Below are 25933 nucleotides of genomic sequence, written 5' to 3'. Positions count from 1 at the left end.
TTATCAGCTTTCGACCTCATTGCTATAATCAGCCATAGCGATACGCTTAAGCTGTCTATAGCGACGTTGAGCGTCTTTTTTATTGCGTTCAAAAAGCTCAGCAGCGTGTTCAGGATTTGCTTTTTTAAGTGAATTATAACGCACTTCATTCATCAAAAATTGCTCATATAAATCCCAATCAGGTTCTTTTCCTGTTAGAGTTAAAGGATTTTTTCCTTGCTCTTCTAAACGAGGATCAAAGGTATAAAGTGGCCAATAACCACATTTTGTAGCAAGCTCACCTTGCTCTCCTGAGTAACCCAGCCCACCTTTAATACCATGAGCTATACAAGGAGAATAACAAATCACCAAAGATGGTCCATCATAGGCCTCAGCTGCAGTGATAGCTTTGATAAGATGAGTATAATTTGCCGTTGAGTTTACTTGCGCTACAAAAATATAACCATAAGTCATAGCAATTTGACCTAGATCTTTTTTCTGTATAGGTTTGCCTGCTGCTGCAAACTGTGCTACAGCTCCTGTTCTAGAAGATTTTGAACTTTGACCGCCTGTATTAGAATAAACTTCTGTATCAAGCACTAAAATATTTACATTTTCTCCACTTGCTAAAACATGATCAAGTCCGCCATAGCCTATATCATAAGCCCAACCATCACCACCAAAAATCCAGTGAGATTTTTTACTTAAATACTGTTTAAGCTCTAATATATCTTGTACGGCTTTAATATTTTTATTTTGCTCTAAAATAGGGATCATTTTATCTTTAATTTCCACAGACATAGCACCATTGTCTTTATTTGCAATCCAATCTTTAAAAAGAGCTGATAAAGCATTTGGAACTTCTTGCATACTTTCATTCATGATATGTTCAATGCGGTGTCTTGTATTTTCAGTTGCAATTTTCATACCCAAACCAAACTCAGCATTGTCTTCAAAAAGTGAATTTCCCCAAGCAGGACCGTGTCCATTTTTCACACTTTTTCTATAAGGAGTTGATGGAGCTGAACCCCCATAAATAGAACTACAACCTGTCGCATTAGCCACAATCATTCTTTCACCGAACAATCTTGTAATTAAAGTAATATAAGGAGTTTCTCCACATCCAGGACAAGCTCCATGGAATTCAAATAAAGGTTGGGCAAATTGTGCTCCTTTTGTAGTTTCTTTATTTAAAATATCATCTTTGTATGTGATTTCTTTAAATAAATAATCCGCATTTTCTTGCTCACCAAAATCCATCTCTTCTTGAAGTGGTACCATAACCAAAGATTTTTCTTTAGTAGGACACTCATGAACACAAAGCTCACAGCCTGTACAATCAAGTGGAGAAACTTGAATTTTAAAGCTTAATTTTTCTCCTTTGGTTCCTTTAGCTTCTAAAGCATGATCTTTTACACCGCGAGGTGCATTTGCCATTTCTTCATCATTAATCAAAAATGGCCTGATAACAGCATGCGGACAAACTGAAGCACATTGATTACATTGGATACAATTTGCCTCTATCCATCTTGGTACCATAACCCCAACACCGCGTTTTTCGTATTCGGTTGTGCCGTGTTCAAAACTTCCATCTTCATAACCTAAAAAGGCTGAAACAGGTAAATCATCACCCTTAGCCGCATTCATAGGTTTTACGATTTTTTCAACAAATTCAGTACCTTTATAGGCATTGGTTTGTTCTTTTTCTTTAAGCTCTAAATTTTTCCAATTTGGATCCACTTCAACTTTTACAAGTCCATCAGCACCCACATCAATAGCCTTGTAATTCATTTCTACAATAGCATCGCCTTTTTTACTATAAGATTTATACGCAAGCTCTTTCATGTATTTTTGTGCGTCTTCATAAGGAATGATTTTTGCAAGTTTGAAAAAGGCTGATTGCATAATGGTATTTGTACGATTTCCCAAACCTATATCACGAGCTAGTTTGGTTGCATTGATGATATAAAAATTTACTTCTTTTTCAGCTAAAGTTTTCTTTACTGCATCTGGAAGTTGTCTTATGGTTTCTTCAGCATTCCAAATACTATTTAAAAGGAAAGTTCCTCCTTTGCGAATTCCTGCTAAAACATCATAAATTTCCAAATAAGCCGCTACCGAACAAGCGATAAAATGCGGAGTTGAAACAAGATAAGTTGAACGGATAGGTTTTTTAGAAAATCTTAAATGGCTTCTTGTATAACCCCCTGATTTTTTAGAATCATAAGCAAAATAAGCTTGAGCGTAAAAATCCGTTTTATCTCCGATGATTTTAATCGAGTTTTTATTTGCGCCCACAGTTCCATCAGCACCAAGTCCGTAAAATAAACATTCGATCGTACTTTCATCTCCAAGTGAAATTTTCTCTCCAGTACTCAGTGAAGTATGAGTTACATCATCAATTATACCTACAGTAAAGCCATCTTTTGGATTATCAAGTTTAAGATTTTCAAATACTGCTATCATTTGAGCAGGATCAACATCCTTTGAAGAAAGTCCGTATCTTCCACCCACTATAACAGGAGCATTTTCTCTTCCATAGAAAGCTGATTTTACATCAAGATAAAGTGGTTCTCCGAGACTTCCTGGTTCTTTGGTTCTATCTAAAACCGCGATTTTTTTCACTGATTTTGGCATAACATCAAAGAAATATTTTAAACTAAATGGGCGATAAAGATAAACTTTTAAAATCCCTACCTTTTCACCCTTGGCATTAAGATAGTCCACTACCTCTTCAAGTGCTTGAGTTACAGAACCCATAGCAACAATCACACACTCTGGCTCTTTGTGACCATAATAAGTAAATGGTTTGTATTCTCTACCTGTAATTTTTGAAATTTCTTGCATATATTCATTAACAACATCAGGTAAAGCATCGTAAAAACGATTGCTTACTTCTCTAGTTTGAAAATAAATATCATCATTTTGTGCTGTTCCACGTGTTTTTGGATTTTCTGGATTTAAAGCATTATTTCTAAATTCAAGCAAAGCTTCTCTATCTAATAATCTATCAAAATGCGCATAATCCATTACTTCAACTTTTTGAATTTCATGGCTTGTTCTAAAACCATCAAAAAAATGTAAAAATGGCACTCTTCCCTTAATTGCAGATAAATGTGCTACACCAGCTAAGTCCATGGTTTCTTGCACAGAATGCGAACAAAGCATAGCAAAACCAATTTGTCTTGCTGCATAAATATCTTGATGATCACCAAAGATAGACAAAGCTTGAGCAGCCAAAGAACGCGCTGCTACATGGATTACACAGGGGAGTAATTGACCTGCTATTTTATACATATTTGGAATTTTAAGGAGTAATCCTTGAGAAGCCGTATAAGTTGTAGTCAAAGCCCCAGCTTGTAAAGATCCATGCACACTACCTGCAGCTCCTGCTTCACTTTGCATTTCTACGATTTTTACAGGAACTCCAAAAAGATTTTTTTTTCCTGCAGCTGCCCACATATCGGTATAATCAGCCATAGGAGAACTAGGTGTAATAGGATAAATTCCAGCAACTTCAGTAAAAGCATACGCAGCGTATGCAGCAGCCTCATTTCCGTCCATAGTTTTCATAATTTTACCCATTGAGACCTTCCTTTATATTGATAATTTTTATAATTTTTTAGCTATCAATTTACTATAAATTCTCTTAAAAGGCGTTTAACGAAAACTTGAAATTAGTTTAATCTAGCTATATAATTAACAGCCTCATATGCGTTTAAAAATACCATAGAATGGGTTTTTAATTCATTTTCATTGCCATAACCACAAGTTAAGGCCAAAGGAGTGATATTAGCAGAAATTGCAGCTTGAATATCTAATATTGTATCGCCTATCATATAGGCATTTTCTTGAGTTTTATTGAGTCTTTTTAAGGCTAAAATTATAGGTTCGGAACTTGGCTTTGGATTTGTGACATCTTCAAGAGTAATTAAAGTTTTAAAGAATTTTTTAACTCCCAAATAATCAAGTAAAATCGGAGTAAATTTACCTCCTTTTGTTGTAACTATACCAAGATCTGCAATTTCGCTTCCAAGTTCTAATGCTTCTTTTGCTTTAGGCAAAAGAGTGGTTTGTTCTAAATAAATTTGTGCATAAATTTCACGATAAGATAATACAAATTCTTTACTTAAATTTACTTTATCTGGATAAAGCATTCTAAACATTTGCTCTAAAGGATAACCTATGAGATTTTTGATTTCTTCATTATTTTTAGAAGTTAATCCAAGGGCTTTAAAAGCTCCTTGGAAAGAATTTAAAATAGCATCAGTAGAATCAATTAAAGTGCCATCTAAATCAAATAAAATAGTTTTATTCATTATCTTAAAATAAATTTAGCATCCACTCTTCTATTATCCGCTCTACCTTCTTTAGTGTCATTGCTTGAGCGAGGATTATCTTGTCCATAACCTACTGTTTTGATGCGACTTTTTTCTACACCATATTTTTCAAGTTCATTAGCAACACTTTTAGCACGTCTTTCTGAAAGCTTTTGATTATAAGCTCTTGAACCTATATTATCTGTATGTCCTTCAAGAATAGTATCATATCTTTCATTTTCATCTAAAACTTTTGCAATTTCTTTGATTTTTTCTTGAAAAGTTGGATTTATAGTAGTTTTATCAAAACCAAAATGACCTTCCAAAGAAATAGTTTTTTCGCAACCATTTTCATCTAACAAAGCACCTTCTCTTGGTTCTACAGGACATTTTGCTTGTGGAGTTGCACGAGTATCAGCAACTTCTTCTACAGCTTTTTCCTTTTTGCCACCAAAACCAAAACTAATACCTAAAGTTGAAACCCAATTATGGTTTGCATGATTAAAATTAATTTGATCTCTAGTTTCAAGTCTTAAAGCCAAAGAATCACTAAGGCGGAATTTTACACCCGCGCCATAATGTCCAAATCCACCGCTTTTATTATCATAAGCAGCATTTGAAAAATCCTCATATCCTCCACCTGCTAAACCATAGAAATAAAATTTCTCACCTACATCAATACCTTTAATAGCACTCAAATAAGTTCTTGTAATATCTGTAGTTTTATTTGTATTTGTATATTTAACATCAGAATAATGCTCTAACCCAAATTCTAATTGATCAAGCCAAAAATCGTCAAAATGATAACCAAGTCTAATCCCTGGTGCATAACGATTATCCATATCTAAATTACCTTCAAAGTAATTATAGTTTAAAGTTGGAGTGATTTCAAATTTTACATTGTTATCAGCACCAAATAAAACACTTGCCAAACCTAAACATAATAATATTTTTTTCATAGAAAAAACCTTTCATTGTGTTATAAAATAAAAATTTAAATTTTGCAATTATATCATAAATGACAGAAAAAAGGATGAGTTTTATAAAAAATTGTAGAAAGGTGGGAAAATCCCACCAAAAAATATTAACGTTTAGAGAATTGTGGGCTTCTTCTTGCTTTGCGGCGTCCATATTTTTTACGCTCAACAGTTCTACTATCTCTAGTAAGAAGTCCTTTAGGTTTTAATAAGGCTCTAAAATCAGCATCCATAGCTGCTAAAGCTCTTGAAATTCCATGTCTTAAAGCTTCAGCTTGAGCACTATAGCCCCCGCCTAAAGTAGTTGCTTTAATATCCATTGAAGTTTCTTGTTTAGTCGCAAGTAAAGGTTGAACCACTTTAAGCTTAATCGCCTCGTGTCCACCAAGCCAAGTGTTTAAATCAACACCATTAACACTAATTTTACCACTACCTGGTTTTACCCATACCTTTGCGATAGCAGTTTTTCTCTTACCTGTTGCGTATGTTGTTGCCATGATTATTTTCCTTCTTTAGCAATTTGCGCAGTGTGTGGGTGCTCACTACCCGCATAGATTTTTAATTTTTTAAGCATAGCTCTGCCCAAATTTGTTTTAGGAAGCATACCTCTAACTGCTAATTTATATAATTTTGCAGGATTTTTTTCAAGTAAATCACCAAATTTTTCGCTTTTTACACTTCCAAAATATCCTGAATGTCTATGATAAAGCTTATCTTCTGCTTTATTAGCACCTGTAAATACAGCTTTTGAAGCATTGATGATAATTACATAATCACCACAATCAACATTTGGAGTAAAGCAAGGCTTGTTTTTACCTCTCAAAATTGTTGCTACTTCAGTTAAAAGACGACCAAAGCGTTTGCCTTCTGCGTCTAAAACAATCCATTCTCGTTTTACTTCGTTTGGCTTTGTTATCTTTGTCATAATTTTTACCTTTGCCAAAAATTTAAAATGTGATTGTATAAAAAATAATATTAATTTTTACTTAATTTAAGTAAAAATAAAGTTTATATTTCCAAAATTTGAATTTCATTTTCCAAACAATAAACTATAAAAGCACGCACTTTATCTTTTTTCAAAATTTCACCAATGGCAATCTTATAAGTTCTTACTTGCTCTTTATGTTTATCTTGCATAGCAAGACCTGTTTTATAATCAATTATGAAAGCTTCTTCATCTTTTAAAACAAGCAAATCTAATTGTTTAATTTCTCCATTAAAACTCAAAGCTTGTTCTTTTAAAAGCTTTCCATCGCCAATCAAATTTTGAAATTGAATATTTTTCAGCAAAACTTCAATTCTTTTAAAAAGCTTTTCAAAATCACTCTCATCTAAAAAATGCCTAAATTTACTCTTGCATCTTTGAGTAAGTATTTGAAAATTTTCACTCTTGGGGAGTTTTAAATTTTGCATAAAAAAATGAAAAGCATTTCCAAAATATAGCTCTTTACTATCAAGCCTTTCTTCGCTTTGAACTTCTTGTGGGCTAATTTTTTCAAATTTTTGCAAAGCTTGAATACTTTCTTTTTTAACACTTAAAATTTGTTCTTTGCTTTCTAAAAAACCTCTCTCTTGAGAATGTATATTTAAAAATCCTCCATTAAAATAACTTGGATAATTTCCATTTACACTTTCTTCATTTCTTTTTATGATAATCAAACTTTCCTTAGCTCTTGTAAAAGCCACATAAAGTTTATTGATATCATCTTCATAATTTGCTCTTATAATATTTTCTTTAAAAAGAGTATAAATAGACTCTTTAGTAAGCTCTCGAATTTTATCTTTAATATGGAGTTGCCAGCCTTGATTGATATCATATTCAAGCATAATGTCTTCATTGTTTGAATTGTTTTTAGATAAACTATCAAGTAAAATCACATGATCAAATTCCAAACCCTTAGATTTATGCACACTCATAATACTAATACCCATATTTTGTTCACTTACTATTTTCAAAGTACAAGGCTCAAATAAAAGCTTTAAAAAATTCTCCTTAGTTTTAGCATATTCGATAAATTGTATTAAAGCTATATCATTTAAATCAAGTTTTAATTCTTTTATTAAAAAAAGTACATTTTCCATAGCATTTTTTGAAAAATCAAGGGTGATTTTTCTGGGCTCAAAACCTAAAAGTTCTTTTAAAAATACCAAGTAAAACTCATCACCAAAAATACAATATTTAGCATATTCTAAAACAAGTCTTACGCTTGCTTTATTTTCAAGTAAAACATTGCTTTGAGTAAATGCAGGAATATTTTGCTCTCTTAAAAAATCCAAAACCATATCTGCATCACTATTTTTCCAACACAAAATACAAATATCATCATAAGAAATATTTTTAGATCTTAAAAAATTAATTTGCTCAAATAAAGTTTCTAAAGTCTTTTCCTTAATTTCTTGGGCTTGGTTTTTAACCTTTTGTTCTTTAGATTCCACAATACGCACAAAACCGCCTTTTTTGCTTTCTAAGGCAAATTGCTCTTTATAATCTTTGATTTTTTCTTTAAAAGTTTCATTAACAAAATCAACCAAAAGCTCTTTAGAACGATAATTAGTATTTAAACTATCACTTTTAATTTGACTAAATTCTTGTTTTAACAAATCAAATAATTCTTTTTTTCCTTTACGAAAGCGATAAATACTTTGTTTTTTATCTCCTACATAAAAAAAAGTGCGATTTTTTTTAACTCCTTCTCCTGAAACAAGCTCAGTAATCAAAGGGCGTAAAATTTGATATTGGATCACGCTTGTATCTTGAAATTCATCAATAAGCAAATGCGAAATAAAACCATCTAAACGAAAATAAATCATATCCTTAAATTCACTAGTTATTAGCTCATAAACTTTTTTACTCACATCTTGGAAATTTAAGGTATTTTTATCTTTATGAAATATATTTTTAGCTTCACTATAATGATTTAAAAGATTCATTAAATTAGCAATTTTATAATTTTCAAGCTCTATGGCATAAGTATTTAAAGCATTTATAAGCTCCATTCTTTTTGCACTAAAATGCAAGTTAGTGCTTTCTAAATCTTGTAAATATTTTGTACTTTCAAATTTTGTCATAAAACTTGATTGCATAAATACAGATAAATCTAAAACTTCACTTTTAAAATTGTCACACAAATTTTTATAATTTTTTACATGAGTAAGACCCAAACAATAACTTCTTAACTCACTATAAGCTTTATTGATATAAGCTTTAGATGGATTTGGAATTTTAGGACGATTTTGAAAATAAGCATTCTCATAAAATTTTTCAAGCTCGTTAAAAAAATTTTCTTTCTCATCAACTAAATTAATGTAATAAGCCAAATCTTTTAATTCATCTTTTTTAAGAAGTTTTAAAAAAATCTCTCTTACATCAAGCCTTTCTTCACTCATTGTAAAATCACTACTTAAGCCCAAATTTAAAGCAAAAACACGCAAAATTTTTCCGAAAAAAGCATCAAAAGTACTAATTTTTAACTCTGTTCTTAAAAATTCTTCTTTTTTAGCATCTCTTAAAGAAATAAGCTCTTCTTTATCTTTACCTAAAAGCTTGCAAAGTTCATTGCATTCACTGGTTTTATTTTCTTTTTCTAAATTTAAAAAAGTCTCAATAATTCTTTTTTGCATTTCATTAGCAGCTTTTTTGGTAAAAGTTAAAGCTAAAATTTCATTAATCTTAGCTCCTTTTAAAATAAGTGCTACAAAACGCACACTCAAGGCAAAGGTTTTTCCGCTTCCTGCACTCGCTTCTAATGCCAAAAAAGGCTCAAATTGACTCATTTTAATTCCTTTTTATAAATGAGTTTATAAGGACAATACTCATCTTGTTCATTTTCAAACTCTATTTCTTCCTTACTCATAAGAACTAAATCTTTAAGTCTTTCTCTTAGCTCATCTAAACTTTTGGCTTTTTGATGCAATATTTGCATACTATTTAAATCATAAAAACCCACGCTTGCATTTTCATCATATAAAGCTTGGTAAAAAGCAAGTTGATAAGAATTACTTGGCACTTTTCCACTTTTATAATCAATAATCAAATTACCTTCTTTTGAACTATCGATACGATCTATAGTACCCTTAAGTTTTATACTATCTGTTCCGAGCTTTAAAATATTGTTTAACTCAAGCTCTGTATGTGCGACATAAAAGCCTTTTGAAAAATGCTCTTTTTCATTTTTAGCAAATTGTATAAATTTTAATTTAAATACTTCAAGATCAAGTTCACTGATATTGTATTTTTGATATTCTTTATCCAATAAATTTGCAAAAACTTTTATATCAAAATTATTATTTGCATAATTTTTATAATAAATTTCAAGCATTTTATGGATAAAATTTCCTTGATTTTTCGCTTTGCTTTCCTCGCTTAAAACCCTAGGTTCTGCTAAATTTAAAATATAACGATAATAATAAGTTCTTTTTTGATTTTCCAATAAATTAAAACGACTAAAAGAAAGCGGAAACTCGAAAGGATTATGCTTTAAAATAGGAGCTTTTATAGGAGTTAGATTAGGTTTTATGCCTTCATAGTCTAATTTTAAAGCATTAAGATAAGCTTTTTGGTGGATATGAGTTTCATAAAAAAAGTCAAAATCAAGTTCATCTAAAAAACGTGATTTGCTTTTTTCTTCATTTTCCACAAAGCAAATACTTACTTCTAAAGCATTCTTCATCAAGCTTTCATAATAAAATCTTTGTAAATTTTCTCTTCTATCATAGCTAATCAACCCTGCTTTTTTACGCACTTCATTGTTTAAAAAAAGCTCATTAACACTTCTTTTAGGAATAAATTCTTCATTAAAATCAACCAAAATCACTCCATCAAAACAAAGCCCACGACTTTCTAAAAGTCCCATTACCGTAACCTTACCTCCACCTACATCACTAAGGGAAAGTTGTGAAATTTGCATGAAAAAAAGATGGATCAACTCTTTAAGAGTTAAAGACTGATTTTTCAATAAATCTTTAATAAAATAAAGTTCTTTTCGTATCAAATAAATAAGCTCTTGCTTTTCATTTTCTAAAAACAAAGCAAGTAATTTTTCAAAATATTCAAAATCACATTTCTCATCAAAATACTTTTTAAACTCTATAAAATCAAGTTTTAAAGAATGTAAAAGCGTATTGTGATAATCAAAAATCATCTGCGTGTCTTCAAAATAATCCTCTTGATTTTTATAAATAAAAGAAGCACTACTAGCACTTTCATAAAGTGCTTGAAATTTTTGATAAAACAAACTCTCTTTAATACTAATTCCACTTGCAAAGTTAAGCATATTGTCTTTATCAAAAAGTCTTAAAAACTCACAAAAACTTTCATCTGGAGTTATAACTGCAATATTTTCAGGCTTTAAACCTTTGCGTACAAAATGTGAAATTTCATCCATAACAAAAGCACATTGCAAAGCCCTTAATTCAAAAGATTTGAGTTTCATTTTTGAATTTTTTGTTTTAAAAATTTCTTCTTTTAAGATCTCTTGTTTTGAAAGATTGATTTCATAATGAGTGTTTATTTTTAAATCAAATATTTTTAAAAAATCAAGTTTTAAAAGATATTCAAGATTAAATTTACTCGTTTTAAAACTTAAAACCACTTCTTTAATCTGAGAAATTTCACTTAATAAATTTTCTTCAAATTTACTTAAAAAACCTTGCAAATCATAAACTATAGCTTCATACTCATCTAAAAAATCTTTATTAAGAGTGTAATTTTTAGGTAAAGAAAGATCATCATAAAAAGAATTCTTTTCAAGCAAAGCAAGATAATTCTTATATACCTCATCTAAAATTTCCAAATGTTCATTATAGGTGGCATAATAATCATTGTTTTTAAGATCTTCTATGCTTTTTTTTTCCAAACTCAGTTCTTTAAAAAAAGAAAAAAGATATTCGTTATTTTTCAAAAAAGCAAAAAATTCTACCGAAATTCCTAGTTTTTTTTCTAAATCCTTACTTTTTAGACAAGCTTCTTGCATTAAAAGCAAACTTTCATAAGAACTTGCTTTATGAAAATTGCTCAAACAAACTTTATCTAAAAATTCACCTATATGAATAGCACTATCTAATAAAGCATTTTGCTGTTTTTTTTGATTATAATATTCTCTAATTTGCCTTGAAGAGCTAAAAATTCTTAATTTCATTGAGCATTTAATTCGTAGCTAAAAAAACCCACTGTTTCTTGATTTGCATAAAACTTTAGCTTAAGCTCCCATCTACCTTTATCTAATTTAGGTAAAGCGATACTTAAAATTCCATTTTTAACTTGTCCTTCTAACTTTTGATCAAAATTTTTAGTGAATGGTCTTGTAAGAAGAACTTGAACTTTTAAATCATCAGAATTTATATTTTGTAATGCAGAAATTTTAAAATTTGCAACATAGGAATTTTGATCCACTTCATAACTAGGAATTTTTCTTTTACCTATAAAAGTGATTTTATCATTTTGAAAATTTACTTTAAAAAATTTATCAAAATTTACTTGTTGTTTTTGTATTTGATTGTAATTATTTTCAACATTTTGATAAGAGTCAAAATAAAAATCATCCTCATACACAGGATGGTGACTTGCTATAAAAATCGTTACAATACAAGCAATAATTATAGCCAAAAGTGAAAGCAAAATACCATAAGGCCAAAAACTTTTTTTAGTTTCTAACATTTTTTTTCCTCTTTATTCTTCTTTGTGCATAGTATAACAATGCAAAGCAAATAAATCCATAGATAAGTATTCTTAAAATATTGATAGTATCACGATTTGCATTACCTATAGAATGTTCTAATTGTAATCCCAAGGATTTTGCCACACGATCTACAATATCTGCATAACCATTAAGTATAGCAGCATTATAAATATCACCTTTATTTGTAGCTAATATCGGCAAAATAGATCCTGTTCCAGGATAAGGACTAAGCACAGCTTCTTTATCAATCAAAGCTAAAGCACCTTTTGAGCCCACTATATCAACTTTGTGAGAATTTTTTGACAAAAGAAGCAATATATAAGATTGAGGAAGTTCTTTTTGTTTATTTAATAAAGTTTCAATTTCAGTTTTATCGCCAACCATAACGCCGATAAAAATATTACTTTTTTGGTAAAGCTCTTTTCCTATAAGATTAATCTCGTTACTTACTTTTTGACTTAAAATATTTTCATTAAAAAGCACAGCATCAAGAGCAAAAACCCTAGAAGGCAATAAAACAAAGAAGAAGATAGCTAAAAAAAAGCCATCTTGTAATATTTTTTTCATCCTATATGAAGATGATTTACGGTCAAAACCGACCAAGCGGTGATTGCAGCAGCAACAACTAAACCAATAACAATTAAATATTCCAAAGCCTTACTCATTGTGCTTCCTTTATACTTCTATGATCTTGTTCTTTTGAACCAAACATCTTTACACTTTGTACATCTTTAAGACTATATGGCTTTTGCATCACTTCTTGCTGAGCTTTAAGACCCCAAATAGTTAAAACTGCTAAGATAGCAAGCAACAAAACCGTAGCAATTAACATACCTGTAACACCTGAAAGAGAAAACACGCATCTATTATTATTTTCCATCATTCACCCCTTGAAAGAGAAATTACATACTCGCCAACAGCTTCTTTTTGAATATCATTAAGTGTTGGAAAACTCGGCATTGTTCCTATAAAACCAGCCTTACCACTATGTAAAACATCTACTACAAAAGCTGCAGAACCGTATTTTGTAAGATCTGGGAACATTCCATCTTGACCTTTTCCATCTTCTCCATGGCATGCTGCACAAGTTGCATAAGCTTCTTTACCTTTTGCTACTAAATTTTCATTTGCAGTTTTCTTAATAGCTGAAAGATCTTTTGCTACATAAGCAGCAATAGCAGGGATATCTTCTTCTGCTACACCTAAATCAGCAGCACCAAGCATTTCTCCACCTGGAAAATTCATACCTTTTGAACCATGTTTAATTACATTGATTATACCTTCTTCACTACCCCAAATATTTAAATTTTGAGCTTTACCATTGATACCATCTCCTGTAATTCCATGACAAGCCGAACACTGAACTAAAAAGATATTTTGACCCATTGCTATTTTATCTTCAGGAGATAAATTTTTAAATTTTTCTTCAAATTTTGTATTATGAGTTGCTACTTCTTCATTATATTGACCTATACTTGAAAAAGAATTTAAAGGATATCCCCATAGAAAATACCAAATAGCCCAAACAATAGTCAGGAAAAATACCACAGCCCAACCAGTAGGAACAGCATTTTTATACTCTCCTATTCCATCCCAACTATGTTCACTAAGCTCTGACTTGCCTTTTTTTTCTTTCATTTGCTTAAACATTCTACCCACAATAACCAGTGTGATTAAAATGATAAGAATAGCTCCAATTAAAGATAAGAGATTAACATTATCTTCTAAATTTAACCATTGCATTAAGCACTCCTTTTACTTTCTAATACACTATCATCAATATCATCTTTTAAGGCAAGGTTTGCATAATTTTCATAATTTCTCTCGCCTTTTTTTTCTGTTCTATATAAATGATACAAATACGCATATAATACTATTGACAAAAACATCACGAGTGCAAAAAAACCATAACCTTGGAAAATCTCCCACTCATGTTTTTGAACTGTTGCTAAATCAAATGTGATTAAATTTTTAATCACATCAAAAACTATTGATAAATGTTCCATCATCTTACTTTAAACTATTTAAATAAGCGATCAAAGCAACTATTTCTTTGATTTCACCTTTAGCAAAAGCATCTTTTACTTCTTGATTTTTCATTTGATCAACTATAGCCTGAGCTTCAGCTTTTACTTCAGCTTGTGCATCTTCCCAAGAACCAAGTTTTGTTCCATTTTCTGCATCATAAGGAACATTGAAAACTTTTTTCACAGTTAAAGCCTCAGCATAAGCAGTTTCAATATCTGCATTATTTTTAAACATATGCTTATATGAAGGCATAATAGAATCTGGAACAACAGAAGTAGGATCCCACATATGATTTTCATGCCAATCAGCCGTTCTATAATTTCCTACACGAGCAAGATCAGGTCCTGTTCTTTTTGAGCCCCAAAGAAAAGGTCTATCATAAGCAAATTCACCACTTACAGAATACATACCATAACGATCTGTTTCTGATTTAAATGGACGAATAAGCTGTGAATGACAAGCATTACAACTATCTTTAATATATACTGCACGCCCTGCAAGTTGTAAAACCGTATAAGGTTTTTTACCTTCAATTGGTCTTGCATTTTCTGCAAAATTTGGTAAAACTTCAACTATGCCTGCATAAGCAATCACTACAAAAACAGCTACAGCAAAAAAGAATGGATTTTTTTCTAACCAACTAAACATATTTTCTCCTTTTTATGCTGCCATAGGCGAAGCGCTTTTTGGTTCTTTATCAAGCACTCTTCCACAAGCAATTGTTTTGTAAATATTATAAGTAAACATAAAGAAACCGATAAGATACAACAATCCACCAATCGCTCTAATCCAATAATAAGGAACAATAGCCACAACAGTATCAATAAAGCTATAAAGCAAGTTACCATACTCATCTGTCGCTCTCCACATCATACCTTGAGTAATACCCGCAATCCACATTGAAGCAAAATAAAGAACTATACCTGTGGTTTGGATCCAAAATTGAGCTTCCATTAAAGATTTGCTATAAAGCTCTCTTTTGAAAACTCTAGGAGTCATATGATAAAGCGCGGCCATAGTCATAAATCCTACCCAACCTAATGTTCCATCATGAACATGTCCTGGAATCCAATCTGTAAAGTGTGCTAAAGCATTAACAGATTTAATTGAAAGAATTGGCCCTTCAAGTGTTGAGAACATATAGAAAGTTGATGCCAAAATCATAAATTTAATCAACGGACTCTCGCGAAGCTGACTCCACTCACCTTTCATAGTAAGCAAGATATTAATCGCTGAACCCCAAGAAGGTAAAATCAATACTACAGAGAAAACCGAACCCATAGTTTGCATCCAATCAGGTACAGTTGAATAAATCAAATGGTGACCACCTGCCCAAAGATAAACAAACATTAAGCCCCAAAATGCAAATAAAGAGAGTTTATAAGAGAAAATCGGCTGACCACTTTCTTTTGGCAAGAAGTAATAAATTTGAGCAATAATACCCACAGTAAATACAAATGCCACAGCATTATGTCCATACCACCATTGTACTAAAGCATCATTTGTTCCTGCATACATTGATACACTATGCCACCATTTACCCATTCCAGTAACAAAATAAGTTGGTACTTCCATGTTGTTAAAAAGATAAAGCATAGCTATACCTAAAAATGTAGCTATATAATACCATAGAGAAATATAAAGGGTTTTTTCACGGCGAATTCCAATAAGTCCAAAAATACTTACACCCCATAAAACCCAAACAAGAACAACAAGAATATCTAAAGGCCACTCAAGCTCTGCATATTCTTTAGATGTAGTCACACCCATAAACAAAGATATAACAGCTAAAACCATAGTAAGCATATAAAGCCAAAAATGAAGCTTACCAACAGCCATTAAAAATCTTGACTCAGCCATACTCACTTTAAGAACACGCTGACCTATATAATACCAAGTTGCCCAAATCCCTGAAAGCATAAAACCAAAAATCACACCCGAAGTATGAAGTGGTCTAAGTCTTGAAAAAGTGGCATATTCTCCTGCTAAATAGTTTAAATTAGGATATGCCATTTGAAAAGCTATAAGAGTTCCTATAGCCATACCAACAATGCCGAACAATATGGTCGCAAACATAAAATATCTTGTAACCGTATAGTCGTAATTTAATACATTACCTGGATGCATCGACTTTCTCCTTAAAATTTTTGATAACAAGAGAATATTATAGAATATTAATTATACATTTTTTCTTAAAAACAACAATTTTGTTAATCATTTGTTATGCTTTATATTTTAAGGTTAAATCAGTCTTATTTATTGATATTTATCTTATAACCTAAACTTGGCACATTTTTTATAAAATCTTCACCCACTTTATCTCTTACTCTTTTTATAAAAGTTCTAACAGCAGTATCGCTCACATGTTCACCTATCCAAACATTTTTCTTAATATCTTCATGCAAAACCAAAGCCCCAGGTTGCTTTAAAAGCAAAGAAATAAAAGCCAATTCTTTTTTAGTTAAAACAATTTCTTCACCACTGTAAATTAAAGTTCGTTTAGTTTTGTTAAATTGATATTCTTCAGAAATTTTTACAAGCATATTTGCTTCAATTTTTTCACCTATCAGATAATCTAAAACTTTAAACAACTCTTCTATATCAACAGGTTTAATCAAATATTTATCTATACCAATATCAATAGAACGCAAAAGTCTCTCTTTCTCTGAATACGCACTAAGAACAACAATTGGAACATCATCTGAAATTTCTTTAATCTCTCTTGCCATATCCAGTCCATCCATAATAGGCATAGCAATATCTGTGATAACTAAATCTGGCTTAAATTTTTTAAATTTTTTAAGCCCCTCATCTCCATTTTGAGCTCCGATTACTTTACTAAAGCGTTCGCTTAATATATTAATCATTGATTCTCTAGCCTTAACCTCATCTTCAACTACTAATATTATCAATTCTTTACATTCTTGTGACATTTCTACTCTACCCTCTCTTTTAGTTTTAAAAATATCTCAAAACAAGCCCCGTCTTTTCCATTTTTAACTTTTATTTTTCCTTGGAAACTTTCGATAATTTGTCTACTTATATAAAGTCCTACTCCTATACCTTGACTAGGATGTTTTGTTGTAAAATAAGGTTGAAAAATTTTATCTAAATTTTCTTTATCAATCCCACCAGCATTATCTTTTATTGTAATTTTCAGATAATTTTTTCCAAATTTTGAAAAATTTATTGTTATGATTTTCCTTTTTTTGTTTTTAAATGCTTCTATTGAATTTAAAATCAAATTAAGAAAAACTCTTATTAAACCATTCTCATATGCCAAAACTTCATAATCACTTTTCGAAACAATATTAATATTTACATGATTTTTTTCTATAGTTTCAAAAGCAATTTCCAAGGCTTTATTTAAAGTCTCTTTTATAAATACACACTGCTCTACTCCTTTGTTAAACAAAGTTCTAAACACATCAATTGTTTCTGACATATTTTTAATCATATCTTTTGATTGTGAGTAAATTTCAGCAAATCCTTTTTCATCTTTAAGATTTTGCTTCATTTGAAACATGGCAATACCGAGCTCATTTAACGGTTGTCTCCATTGATGTGCTATATCGCTAATCATTTGTTCTAATGAAGATTTCAAAATCTCTTCATATGCTATTTTAATATCTTTTTCATTTTTTTCCAAGGCAATTTGCATTTTTTTCTCAAATTTTTTACCTAACTGTATAAATTCTTGTTGGTGATTTTTAACTGTATTTTCAAGATTAATACTTAATTCTCTTAATTTAGCGTGATTTAGAGCAAGCTCTTCATTAAGCTTAAAAGAATTACTAACATCATGAGAGAATGCTACTATTTCTATTAATTCATTATTTTTATCCAATATGGGGATTAATAAAGTTTCAAGATAGAAAGTTTTGCCTAATTTATCAATATTTTTAAAAATAACTTGATAAGGTTTTTTATATGAAAGTTTTTTTAAAAGTTCTTCAATATAACATTCCTCAACATCTGGATGTTTAAATATTGAATGTTTTTTTCCTATAAGCTCTTTTTTACTATATCCACTTATTTGACAAAGTTTATCACTGACAAAAATTAAATTTCCTTGAACATCAGCTCTTGAAAAAATTGTATTTTTTTCAAGAGCTTTAAAAAACTGATCTTTAAAAAAATCTTTCATTGAAAAGCCTTAAAACCTATATAGGCAAGATTTATACCGTAACAAACAATAACGCCATACGATAAATAATTAAATAAATTTTTCAAAAAATCACTAAAAAACTGTGAAATTTTAGAAAAAAATAACATCGCAGGTAAAGTTGATATTCCAAAAATCATCATTACCAAAATACCTTCAAAAATATTTTGCTTACTCATTGCATTGGCTATAAAAAAATACACCAATCCACAAGGAACAAAACCATTTGAAAATCCTAAAAATATGGCTGATTTTAATCCTTTAAAATTTTTAGATTTTTTAATAATTTTCTTTACAAAACTATCAAAAAAAACATTATTTTCAATAAAAGATAACATATTGCCTCTAAAAATAAGAGCAAAACCCAAAATCATCATAAATATACCAAGAATAAAAAATGACAAACTTTGAACCTTAGCATTGATTGCCAAGATATTCCCAAAAGCCCCAAAAATTATCCCTAAAACAATATAAGCAAAAATTCTAAACAAATGATAAATAAAAGTTAATAAAAATAAATTATTGCTTTTTGAATTCAAATTTATAAAAAGTAAATTAAAACCACCACACATAGAATAGCAATGTCCAAAACTAGATAAAAAAGCAACGCTGATAATAGCTAAAAAATCTATACTCACATCAAATTCATAAATTCTTTAAAAATATACTTACTTTCATGAGGACCTGAAGAACTTTCTGGATGATGTTGTACTGAAATAATAGGATAGTCTTTATATCTTACTCCTTCAACATTATCGCCAAATAAATTTCTATGAGTGATATGAGCCACTTGAGCTAATTCTTCTGGAACATTATAATTATGATTTTGTGCGGTAATTTCTACCGTTTTTGTATCAAGATTGATCACAGGATGATTTGCTCCATGTTGTCCAAATTTCATTTTATAAGTTTCATATCCAAAAGCATTACTTAAAAGCTGGTGACCTAAGCAAATTCCAAGCATAGGAATTTTAGCTTCTGCAAGTTTTTTAATCTCTGCAATCTCTTGTTTTAAAATCCTTGGCTCACCTGGACCATTAGAAAGAAACACGCCTTGAATTTCACCTTTTTTATACAGAGTAATCAACTCATCTGCTTTAACATTATATGGATAAACTTCTACTTCAAAACCTACTTCTACAAGTTCATTTAAGATATTTGTTTTAACACCATAATCTATAACAGCAACTTTTTTCTCACTTCTTTTAGCATCATTAAATTTTTGAAAACTAGCGTTCCAAACGCCTTGTTTATGAGAATAATTTTTCTTAGTGCTAACTTCTTTTACAAAATTTACTTCATCAATTTTTGCTGATTTTTCTAAGGCGATTTTTAAATCTTCTTTATTTGAAATTTCAGTTGAAATTACAGCTCTTAAATTGCCATTATTTCTTATCATTTTTACTAGATATCTCGTATCAAGTTCATAAATTCCTATTTTTCCATGTTTTTCAAGATAATCTTGTAAACTTTCTTTAGCGCGAAAATTTGAAAAACTAGAACTTAATTCACGCATTAAAACACCACTTGCAAAAATTTCCTTACTTTCATTATCATTTTCATTGGTTCCCACTATACCAATTTCTGGCATGGAAAATACGATAAATTGCCCCGCATAAGAAGGATCTGAAATAATTTCTTGATACCCTGTTAAAGAAGTGTTAAATACAAGCTCTCCAAAAAAAGTACCGCTCTTTCCAAAAGCCTTAGTACTTAAAAAAATATCATTTTCTAAATAAATATAAGCCTTCATTAAAACATACCTTTTTTTCTGAGCTCTTCTTGATAGAGTTTTTCAAAGATAAGATCGTATTCTTCGCTACCTGGAATAGGTTTTGTTTTATAATTGCTAATTTTCTCATAAACCTCATCTTCAAGTTTTTCATAAATTTTAAGATAAGACTCTATGCTTGAAAAGATTAAATTTTTAACTCTATTTTCACTCACTATAAAATTAATATAATCATTCTCTACAAGTTCTTCTAAAATTTGATGCGCTAGATGATTATGTCTATCTTCAGAATCTAAAATCACATTAAATTCAGGAGCTAACTTTTTCTTCACAAGCCAAAACATATTTTTACGATCTACTTGCATAAGCTCCATTTCATCTTCTTGTTGCTCTAAAAGCTCTTTTACTCTTTCATCTAATTTTCTTTCACTTAGAATATCTTTCTCTAAAACTTCTATTATACATACCTTAAGCTTTTCTAATTGATCTTTAATTTCTACAAAAGAAGAATTAGCTATATCTAACATCATTTTATTTGCGATATAAGGAATATGTGGTAATTTTATACGCATCTTAAAAACCTTTTATTTGATAATGTTTGAAATAATAGCTTATTTTTGGTAAAAGAATGTTAAAAATGAAAAATTTTCATTATTTTAATCACCTAATTACTAGCATTATTATCTAAATTTTTCAAAAGCAAAGTAAGCTCGCTAGCTTTTTTTGGATCCATTTTAGATAAAACACCTGAAATTTTACGCGATTCCAAAGAAAGCATTATTTTGCTTGCATCCTCTGCATCCATTTGACTTAAAACATCTGCAATGGCTGCATCTTTCATTTGGGAATAAATTTCTTTAACCCTACCTTGAGTTTTATCATTGATTGAATTTAAAATCTTTTGTTGTTCTTCTACAAGCCTTGCGTTTTCAAGCTTTAATTCTTCAATTTTTGCCAAAGTTGCATTAACCTCAGCCTCTTTTTTTTCTAAATTTTCAAACCTTTCTTTTTGCAAAGCTTCAAAAGAGGCTTTATAAGCTTCTAAAGATTGTCTTGCTTCATCAAATTCTCTAGTTTGCAATTCAATTTGAGCTTTTCTAGCTTCAAAATACTGCTCACAATCTTGTTCAGCTCCAAAAACTACACTTGAAATAAAAACTAACAATATAAATTTTTTAATCATCTTTTTCTCCTTTGAAAAAACGACTGATTGCAATTTCATCTAAAAATTTTTCTTCAGCCTTAGCAAATTCTTTTTGCTTTTGTTTAATTTCCTCGGCTTCTAAAACCTTCATTTTTTCATAATCTAAATGTGCTTTTTGATATAAAAACTGATAATGATTCATTTCTTTTTTAGAAAGTTCTACTTTCTCCTTAGCTCTTGCCAAAGCCTCGCGTCCTACTTGTGCCATACTTAAATTCGATCTTAACTCTGCTATAGATCCTGATTTTGGCAATACGCCTAAACTTTCACACTCTTGGCGTGAAAGTTCATAAGCTTTTTCATGTTCAAGCTGTCTTTGTTTGGCTTGATTAAGATTTGATTCTGCTTTATCAAGTTGTTGTTTTCTTACCTTTACAACAGAATTATATTTACTTTTCATAAGATGATAGTATCATCTCTTTCAGGGCTAGTAGAAATATACTTTACCTTAACCCCTGCAAGCTCTTCAAGTCTTGCTATATATTTTTTAGCATTTTCTGGCAATAAATCATAATCTTTTATACCAAAAACTTTATCCCAACCATCCATTTCTTCATAAATAGGTTGAACATTTTCTAAATCACTTGGTATATAGTCGATTTCCATACCCTTATATTCATAAGCACGACAAATTTTTATCTTTTCAAAACCATCTAAAACATCAAGCTTCATCAAAGATAAAGCATCAAGACCATTAAGCCTTGCTGTATATCTTACAGCAACCGCATCAAACCATCCACAGCGTCTTTTGCGTCCCGTGCTTACGCCAATCTCTTTTCCAATTTGCGCAATTTTTTCTCCATCTTCGCCCTTATCCTCAGTAGGAAAAGCTCCATTTCCCACACGCGTTGCATAAGCTTTTACAATACCTATAATATTTCCCGCTTCTTTAGGATTTAACCCAAGTCCTGTTAAAGCGCCTGCTGAAATAGTACTTGAACTTGTAACATAAGGATAAGTTCCATGATCAATATCAAGCATAGAGCCCTGAGCTCCTTCTAAAAGTACTCTTTTATCTTCATCTAAAGCCTTCCAAAGCATTCTTGTAGTATCTGTAATATAAGGAGTTAAAATTTCATTAAAACGTTTTAAATCAGCAAGCAATTCTTCAGCACTTGGAATTTCAATTTCAAGCATTTCAAAAAAAGTTTTATTAGCTTCAAAATCTTTTATCAAAGCCTCGCAAAGTCTTTGTGGTTCTAAAAGCTCTCCAACTCTATGTCCTGTACGATTAATCTTATCTGCATAAGAAGGTCCTATACCCTTACCTGTTGTTCCTATGGCATTTTTGCCTTTGAGCTTTTCTTTTGCAATGTCTATTAAAGAATGATGTTTTAAATTTAAATGAGCTCTATCGCTGATATATAATCTACCTTTTAAATTTTCAAATTGAGCCATTTCAGCAATCAATACTTCAGGAGAAACCACAACTCCATTTCCGATAATATTAATACATCTTGGATGCAAAACTCCACTTGGCATAAGATGAAGCGCATATCTTACACCATTTACCCAAATCGTATGTCCTGCATTGTGTCCACCTGCACTTCTGCAAACAAAATCATAATTTTCACATAATTTATCAACTACCTTACCTTTTCCTTCATCGCCCCATTGAATGCCGACAATAATATCTGCTTTGCTCATAAAAATTTCCTTGATTTTACTTAATATTGGCGAGAAGATGAGAGAATCGAACTCCCCAAAGAATAGTCAACTATCCTTTCATCTGATTTGAAGTCAGTGGCGATCACCAGATACGCTAATCTTCCAAAGTGATAATTATAGCGATTTTTAATGAAAAACAAAATAAATTTATCAATATTCTTTTTGACTTCATATTAAATTTAAGCTATAATCTCACTCTTTTTTAGCATCAAGTTTTGATGATTACATTTTTAGGATCTTTCTTTGAATTCTTTTAAACAAAAATATTTAATCAATTTTTGGGACAATTCCCGTTCTATGATTGCACTTGGAATTTTAAGTGCAGTGTATTTTGGGATTTTTGGTGGCGTTTGGGCTGTTACTGGAGAAATGACACGTTGGGGTGGCGAGTTTTTAGAGCTTTTAGGTATGAATTTAGATGGATATTCTTATTACCAAAAGCAAAATTTAAATGGAACCCCTTTAACAAGAACTGATGGTATTATGCTCATAGGTATATTTATAGGTTGTTTAGTAGCCGCACTTTTAGCTAACAAAGTCAAATTTCGTCTACCTGCTAGCAATATAAGAATTTTTCAAGCAATAGTAGGTGGAATTCTTTCAGGATATGGAGCAAGACTTGCATTTGGATGCAATTTAGCTAATTTTTTTACAGGTTTACCTTATTTTTCTTTACACACTTGGCTTTTTACTGTTTTTATGGTTTTAGGAATTTATCTAGGAGTGAAAATTTGCAACACTTCCTTTTTTAAACCTAAAGCTAAATTAGAACGTGTAAATAAAGAAAACTTGCCGTTAAACAAGCAAAGTTTGCGTACAAAATTATATTTTAACTTAGGCATATTGCTTTTCATAGCCTTTTTAGTTTGGGTGTTTTATCTTGTTTTTACAAATGGCAATATCAGCACACAAAACAAACAAAGTCTTCTAGCTTTAGCACTGATTTTTGGTTTTGTTTTTGGCTTTGTTATTTCTAGAGGGCAAATTTGTTTTACTTCTTGCTTTAGAGATTTATTTTTATTTGGTAGAGATAATGCTATAAAAGGCGCATTAATCGGTATGATTATCGCCTCTTTAATCGCTTTTGCTTTTATCTTGCAAGGTCATACTAGCAAACTCATAGAACTTTCTCCTGCTGTAGCTGTGGGAGCATTTTTGTTTGGTTTTGGTATAGTTTTTGCCGGAGGTTGCGAGTGTGGTTGGACTTATCGTGCCTTTGAAGGACAAAGTCATTTTATAATAGTAGGAATTGCAAATATAATAGGAACTATGATTTTAGCTTTAAGTTATGACTTTTTACCAAAAGCTTTTAAAGAAGGTATAAAAATCAATCTTTTAACTGAATTTGGCAATTTAAATGGATTTTTTATCAACCTTATTTTATTCATCTTAATGTTTGTTTTTGTAGTATTTTACAAAAAACACTTTTTTAAAAATCAACTTAAAGGATAAACAGTGAAAATTACTTATAGTTTAAATTTACAAGGTGAAGCTTGTCCTTATCCTGCTATAGCAACACTTGATGTCTTACCTAAGCTTAAAAGTGGAGAAATTTTGGAAGTGCTTTGCGATTGCCCACAAAGTATCAATTCCATACCTCAAGATGTAAAAAACCGTGGTTTTAAAGTGCTTGAAATCGATCAAAGTGGACCCACACTAAGATTTTTAATCCAAAAGCCTTAAAAAAGGCTTTTATTCTCAAAGCTCTTTTAACATCTTTTCATAAGCTGCCTTAGTTCCAGATCTTACATTTGTAAACAAACTTGCAATAATAATCACCACCGAAGCTACTAAAAACCCTGGAACTATTTCATAAAGACCTGAATTTGCAAAATTCTTCCAAAGCACCACAGTAGCAGCTCCTGTTATCATACCTAAGATCGCTCCTACTCTTGTCATCCTACTCCAAAATAAAGAAAAAAGCATTACAGAACCAAAAGAAGCTCCAAATCCAGCCCATGCATAAGAAACTATACTCAAAACACTTGAGTTTTTATCAGTAGAAATCAAAAACGCTATTACAGCTACCAATAAAACACCTAATTTACCTAAATTTAATACAATATGACTTGGTGCATCTTCTCTAAAAATCTTTTTATAAAAATCTTCCGCTATAGTAGAACTTGAAACCAGCAATTGTGAACTTGCCGTACTCATAATAGCCGCTAAAATAGCACTGAGTAAAATACCTGCTATCCAAGGATTAAATAAAAGCTGCGACATCACGATGAAAATCTTTTCAGGATCTTGCAAACTTAATTCAAATTTATGCACATAAGCTATACCTAAAATACCTATCATACAAGCACTTAAAAGACAAACCGCCATCCAAGCAATACCTATAAAAGTGGCCATAGGAATATCTTTAGTAGAACGAATCGACATAAAACGCACTAAAATATGTGGTTGACCAAAATAACCCAAACCCCAAGCAAGTGCAGATATAATGCTTACAATTCCTACTCCTTCGCCCATAGATAAAGCTTGTGGCTTTATTTCTCTTACTATATTCATCGCTTCACCAAAACCACCTAAATGATAAAGCATAACCAAAGGTACAATAATTAAAGCCATCATCATTAAAAGCCCTTGTATCATATCCGTCCAACAAACCGCCTTATATCCACCTAAAAAAGTATAAGCAACAATAATAATCGTTCCAGTAGTTAAAGCATAATCGTATCTGATACCAAAAGTACTTTCAAAAAGTTTTGCTCCGCTTACAAGCCCTGATGAAACATAAAAGGTAAAAAATATCAAAATTACCACCGCACATACGATGCGCAGTATATGTTTATCATCATCAAAACGAGTTTCAAAATAATCAGGAATAGTCAAAGAATTTGCAATCACACTGGTATAAATTCTAAGTCTTTTTGCCACAAAAATCCAATTTAAACTAGCTCCTATAGTAAGCCCAATTGCAATATAAGAATCTATAAAACCACTTACATATAAAGCTCCTGGTAAACCCATTAAAAGCCAACCACTCATATCAGAAGCCCCTGCGCTAAGTGCAGATATCACAGGCCCCATAGTACGCCCACCTAGAAAATAATCCTCTGAATTTTTATTTTGCTTATAAAAATAAAAACCTATATAAAGCATTAATAAGGCATACACTACAAACATCACTGCTATTGGGGTATTAATTTGAACCACTTCCATCAATCTCTCCTTGATC

The 25933-nt window shown here is 30.7% G+C and carries 26 protein-coding genes and 1 tRNA gene; 2 read left to right on the top strand and 25 right to left on the bottom strand.

All coding sequences use genetic code 11. The features are described from left to right. Window positions 1-3: 3 nt before the first annotated feature. The 24 genes from nifJ to AJ889_RS04880 all read right to left on the bottom strand — a co-directional run bounded on the left by nifJ (window position 4) and on the right by AJ889_RS04880 (window position 22853). On the bottom strand, window positions 4-3564 hold the full coding sequence (gene nifJ / locus AJ889_RS04995; RefSeq protein WP_002934762.1) for a pyruvate:ferredoxin (flavodoxin) oxidoreductase: 3561 nt from the start codon (window positions 3562-3564) through the stop codon (window positions 4-6). 92 nt (window positions 3565-3656) lie between these two features. Then, window positions 3657-4298 carry an HAD family hydrolase gene (locus AJ889_RS04990; protein WP_002934763.1) on the bottom strand — a complete coding sequence of 214 codons (642 nt, stop codon included), beginning with the start codon at window positions 4296-4298 and terminating at the stop codon, window positions 3657-3659. Then, window positions 4298-5257 (bottom strand): fibronectin-binding outer membrane protein CadF, encoded by a 960-nt coding sequence (gene cadF / locus AJ889_RS04985; RefSeq protein WP_032584558.1) that lies wholly within the window; start codon window positions 5255-5257, stop codon window positions 4298-4300. The genes AJ889_RS04990 and cadF overlap by 1 nt, the downstream gene beginning before the upstream one ends. Window positions 5258-5382: 125 nt before the next feature. Next, window positions 5383-5772 carry a 30S ribosomal protein S9 gene (gene rpsI / locus AJ889_RS04980; protein WP_070293282.1) on the bottom strand — a complete coding sequence of 130 codons (390 nt, stop codon included), beginning with the start codon at window positions 5770-5772 and terminating at the stop codon, window positions 5383-5385. Window positions 5773-5774: 2 nt separating this feature from the next. After that, window positions 5775-6200, bottom strand: a complete 426-nt coding sequence (gene rplM / locus AJ889_RS04975; RefSeq protein ID WP_002779321.1) for a 50S ribosomal protein L13 — start codon at window positions 6198-6200, stop codon at window positions 5775-5777. An 83-nt stretch (window positions 6201-6283) separates the two neighbouring features. Next, window positions 6284-9049 (bottom strand): RecB-like helicase, encoded by a 2766-nt coding sequence (locus AJ889_RS04970; RefSeq protein ID WP_032584559.1) that lies wholly within the window; start codon window positions 9047-9049, stop codon window positions 6284-6286. Continuing rightward, window positions 9046-11412 carry a PD-(D/E)XK nuclease family protein gene (locus tag AJ889_RS04965; RefSeq protein ID WP_052797528.1) on the bottom strand — a complete coding sequence of 789 codons (2367 nt, stop codon included), beginning with the start codon at window positions 11410-11412 and terminating at the stop codon, window positions 9046-9048. Before AJ889_RS04965 ends, AJ889_RS04970 begins: the two co-directional genes overlap by 4 nt. After that, window positions 11409-11930, bottom strand: a complete 522-nt coding sequence (locus AJ889_RS04960; RefSeq protein ID WP_002869790.1) for a FixH family protein — start codon at window positions 11928-11930, stop codon at window positions 11409-11411. Before AJ889_RS04960 ends, AJ889_RS04965 begins: the two co-directional genes overlap by 4 nt. Beyond that, on the bottom strand, window positions 11917-12519 hold the full coding sequence (locus tag AJ889_RS04955) for a hypothetical protein (RefSeq protein WP_002851454.1): 603 nt from the start codon (window positions 12517-12519) through the stop codon (window positions 11917-11919). The genes AJ889_RS04960 and AJ889_RS04955 overlap by 14 nt, the downstream gene beginning before the upstream one ends. After that, the gene (locus AJ889_RS04950; RefSeq protein ID WP_002858872.1) at window positions 12516-12617 is read right to left on the bottom strand and encodes a hypothetical protein; all 102 of its coding nucleotides are present in this window, start codon (window positions 12615-12617) and stop codon (window positions 12516-12518) included. The genes AJ889_RS04955 and AJ889_RS04950 overlap by 4 nt, the downstream gene beginning before the upstream one ends. Beyond that, entirely contained in the window at window positions 12614-12835 is a 222-nt protein-coding gene (locus AJ889_RS04945) for a DUF4006 family protein (protein WP_002858873.1), read from the bottom strand. The genes AJ889_RS04950 and AJ889_RS04945 overlap by 4 nt, the downstream gene beginning before the upstream one ends. Continuing rightward, window positions 12832-13695, bottom strand: coding sequence for a cbb3-type cytochrome c oxidase N-terminal domain-containing protein (locus tag AJ889_RS04940; RefSeq protein WP_032584561.1), 864 nt, complete (start codon window positions 13693-13695; stop codon window positions 12832-12834). Before AJ889_RS04940 ends, AJ889_RS04945 begins: the two co-directional genes overlap by 4 nt. After that, on the bottom strand, window positions 13695-13958 hold the full coding sequence (locus tag AJ889_RS04935; RefSeq protein ID WP_002804842.1) for a cytochrome c oxidase, cbb3-type, CcoQ subunit: 264 nt from the start codon (window positions 13956-13958) through the stop codon (window positions 13695-13697). The genes AJ889_RS04940 and AJ889_RS04935 overlap by 1 nt, the downstream gene beginning before the upstream one ends. 4 nt (window positions 13959-13962) lie before the next feature. Next, window positions 13963-14628, bottom strand: a complete 666-nt coding sequence (ccoO, locus tag AJ889_RS04930) for a cytochrome-c oxidase, cbb3-type subunit II (RefSeq protein ID WP_002851187.1) — start codon at window positions 14626-14628, stop codon at window positions 13963-13965. 12 nt (window positions 14629-14640) lie between these two features. Further along, window positions 14641-16107, bottom strand: coding sequence for a cytochrome-c oxidase, cbb3-type subunit I (gene ccoN, locus AJ889_RS04925; protein WP_002860335.1), 1467 nt, complete (start codon window positions 16105-16107; stop codon window positions 14641-14643). A gap of 125 nt (window positions 16108-16232) precedes the next feature. Next, window positions 16233-16913, bottom strand: a complete 681-nt coding sequence (gene bumR / locus AJ889_RS04920) for a butyrate response regulator transcription factor BumR (RefSeq protein WP_002858876.1) — start codon at window positions 16911-16913, stop codon at window positions 16233-16235. 2 nt (window positions 16914-16915) lie between these two features. Beyond that, entirely contained in the window at window positions 16916-18127 is a 1212-nt protein-coding gene (bumS, locus tag AJ889_RS04915; RefSeq protein ID WP_002851243.1) for a butyrate sensor histidiine kinase-like phosphatase BumS, read from the bottom strand. After that, window positions 18124-18783 (bottom strand): sulfite exporter TauE/SafE family protein, encoded by a 660-nt coding sequence (locus tag AJ889_RS04910; protein WP_032584562.1) that lies wholly within the window; start codon window positions 18781-18783, stop codon window positions 18124-18126. The genes bumS and AJ889_RS04910 overlap by 4 nt, the downstream gene beginning before the upstream one ends. Further along, window positions 18780-19898, bottom strand: coding sequence for a glutamine-hydrolyzing carbamoyl-phosphate synthase small subunit (carA, locus tag AJ889_RS04905; RefSeq protein ID WP_002884775.1), 1119 nt, complete (start codon window positions 19896-19898; stop codon window positions 18780-18782). The genes AJ889_RS04910 and carA overlap by 4 nt, the downstream gene beginning before the upstream one ends. Further along, entirely contained in the window at window positions 19898-20449 is a 552-nt protein-coding gene (locus AJ889_RS04900; RefSeq protein WP_032584563.1) for a DUF507 family protein, read from the bottom strand. The genes carA and AJ889_RS04900 overlap by 1 nt, the downstream gene beginning before the upstream one ends. 92 nt (window positions 20450-20541) lie before the next feature. Continuing rightward, complete coding sequence (locus AJ889_RS04895; protein ID WP_032584564.1) at window positions 20542-21060, bottom strand: MotE family protein; 519 nt, start codon at window positions 21058-21060, stop codon at window positions 20542-20544. Then, the gene (locus AJ889_RS04890; protein WP_032584565.1) at window positions 21053-21481 is read right to left on the bottom strand and encodes a flagellar export protein FliJ; all 429 of its coding nucleotides are present in this window, start codon (window positions 21479-21481) and stop codon (window positions 21053-21055) included. Before AJ889_RS04890 ends, AJ889_RS04895 begins: the two co-directional genes overlap by 8 nt. Then, the gene (locus AJ889_RS04885; RefSeq protein ID WP_002855302.1) at window positions 21478-22728 is read right to left on the bottom strand and encodes an adenylosuccinate synthase; all 1251 of its coding nucleotides are present in this window, start codon (window positions 22726-22728) and stop codon (window positions 21478-21480) included. Before AJ889_RS04885 ends, AJ889_RS04890 begins: the two co-directional genes overlap by 4 nt. Window positions 22729-22755: 27 nt before the next feature. Beyond that, window positions 22756-22853: transfer RNA gene (locus AJ889_RS04880), tRNA-Sec, on the bottom strand. A 139-nt stretch (window positions 22854-22992) separates the two neighbouring features. Here AJ889_RS04880 and yedE point away from each other — a divergent pair. Both yedE and yedF read left to right on the top strand, forming a co-directional pair. Further along, window positions 22993-24201, top strand: coding sequence for a selenium metabolism membrane protein YedE/FdhT (gene yedE, locus AJ889_RS04875; RefSeq protein ID WP_070293281.1), 1209 nt, complete (start codon window positions 22993-22995; stop codon window positions 24199-24201). Window positions 24202-24204: 3 nt separating this feature from the next. Beyond that, window positions 24205-24432 (top strand): sulfurtransferase-like selenium metabolism protein YedF, encoded by a 228-nt coding sequence (yedF, locus tag AJ889_RS04870; protein WP_002851188.1) that lies wholly within the window; start codon window positions 24205-24207, stop codon window positions 24430-24432. A gap of 15 nt (window positions 24433-24447) precedes the next feature. On the opposite strand, the gene putP is transcribed toward yedF, so the two are convergent. Next, window positions 24448-25917 carry a sodium/proline symporter PutP gene (gene putP / locus AJ889_RS04865; protein WP_002851539.1) on the bottom strand — a complete coding sequence of 490 codons (1470 nt, stop codon included), beginning with the start codon at window positions 25915-25917 and terminating at the stop codon, window positions 24448-24450. Between the last annotated feature and the right edge of the window lie 16 nt (window positions 25918-25933).

The sequence above is a fragment of the Campylobacter sp. BCW_6468 genome, assembly GCF_001762865.1.
Lineage (GTDB): Bacteria > Campylobacterota > Campylobacteria > Campylobacterales > Campylobacteraceae > Campylobacter_D > Campylobacter_D jejuni.
The sequence above is the reverse complement of the archived record's forward strand: the minus strand, read 5'-3'. Positions and strand labels throughout refer to the sequence as shown.

Coding starts and splice junctions, on each gene's coding strand:
- nifJ (WP_002934762.1), bottom strand. CDS start 3,564: ATGGGTAAAATTATGAAAACTATGGACGGAAATGAGGCTGCTGCATAC.
- AJ889_RS04990 (WP_002934763.1), bottom strand. CDS start 4,298: ATGAATAAAACTATTTTATTTGATTTAGATGGCACTTTAATTGATTCT.
- cadF (WP_032584558.1), bottom strand. CDS start 5,257: ATGAAAAAAATATTATTATGTTTAGGTTTGGCAAGTGTTTTATTTGGT.
- rpsI (WP_070293282.1), bottom strand. CDS start 5,772: ATGGCAACAACATACGCAACAGGTAAGAGAAAAACTGCTATCGCAAAG.
- rplM (WP_002779321.1), bottom strand. CDS start 6,200: ATGACAAAGATAACAAAGCCAAACGAAGTAAAACGAGAATGGATTGTT.
- AJ889_RS04970 (WP_032584559.1), bottom strand. CDS start 9,049: ATGAGTCAATTTGAGCCTTTTTTGGCATTAGAAGCGAGTGCAGGAAGC.
- AJ889_RS04965 (WP_052797528.1), bottom strand. CDS start 11,412: ATGAAATTAAGAATTTTTAGCTCTTCAAGGCAAATTAGAGAATATTAT.
- AJ889_RS04960 (WP_002869790.1), bottom strand. CDS start 11,930: ATGTTAGAAACTAAAAAAAGTTTTTGGCCTTATGGTATTTTGCTTTCA.
- AJ889_RS04955 (WP_002851454.1), bottom strand. CDS start 12,519: ATGAAAAAAATATTACAAGATGGCTTTTTTTTAGCTATCTTCTTCTTT.
- AJ889_RS04950 (WP_002858872.1), bottom strand. CDS start 12,617: ATGAGTAAGGCTTTGGAATATTTAATTGTTATTGGTTTAGTTGTTGCT.
- AJ889_RS04945 (WP_002858873.1), bottom strand. CDS start 12,835: ATGATGGAAAATAATAATAGATGCGTGTTTTCTCTTTCAGGTGTTACA.
- AJ889_RS04940 (WP_032584561.1), bottom strand. CDS start 13,695: ATGCAATGGTTAAATTTAGAAGATAATGTTAATCTCTTATCTTTAATT.
- AJ889_RS04935 (WP_002804842.1), bottom strand. CDS start 13,958: ATGGAACATTTATCAATAGTTTTTGATGTGATTAAAAATTTAATCACA.
- ccoO (WP_002851187.1), bottom strand. CDS start 14,628: ATGTTTAGTTGGTTAGAAAAAAATCCATTCTTTTTTGCTGTAGCTGTT.
- ccoN (WP_002860335.1), bottom strand. CDS start 16,107: ATGCATCCAGGTAATGTATTAAATTACGACTATACGGTTACAAGATAT.
- bumR (WP_002858876.1), bottom strand. CDS start 16,913: ATGTCACAAGAATGTAAAGAATTGATAATATTAGTAGTTGAAGATGAG.
- bumS (WP_002851243.1), bottom strand. CDS start 18,127: ATGAAAGATTTTTTTAAAGATCAGTTTTTTAAAGCTCTTGAAAAAAAT.
- carA (WP_002884775.1), bottom strand. CDS start 19,898: ATGAAGGCTTATATTTATTTAGAAAATGATATTTTTTTAAGTACTAAG.
- AJ889_RS04900 (WP_032584563.1), bottom strand. CDS start 20,449: ATGCGTATAAAATTACCACATATTCCTTATATCGCAAATAAAATGATG.
- AJ889_RS04895 (WP_032584564.1), bottom strand. CDS start 21,060: ATGATTAAAAAATTTATATTGTTAGTTTTTATTTCAAGTGTAGTTTTT.
- AJ889_RS04890 (WP_032584565.1), bottom strand. CDS start 21,481: ATGAAAAGTAAATATAATTCTGTTGTAAAGGTAAGAAAACAACAACTT.
- AJ889_RS04885 (WP_002855302.1), bottom strand. CDS start 22,728: ATGAGCAAAGCAGATATTATTGTCGGCATTCAATGGGGCGATGAAGGA.
- putP (WP_002851539.1), bottom strand. CDS start 25,917: ATGGAAGTGGTTCAAATTAATACCCCAATAGCAGTGATGTTTGTAGTG.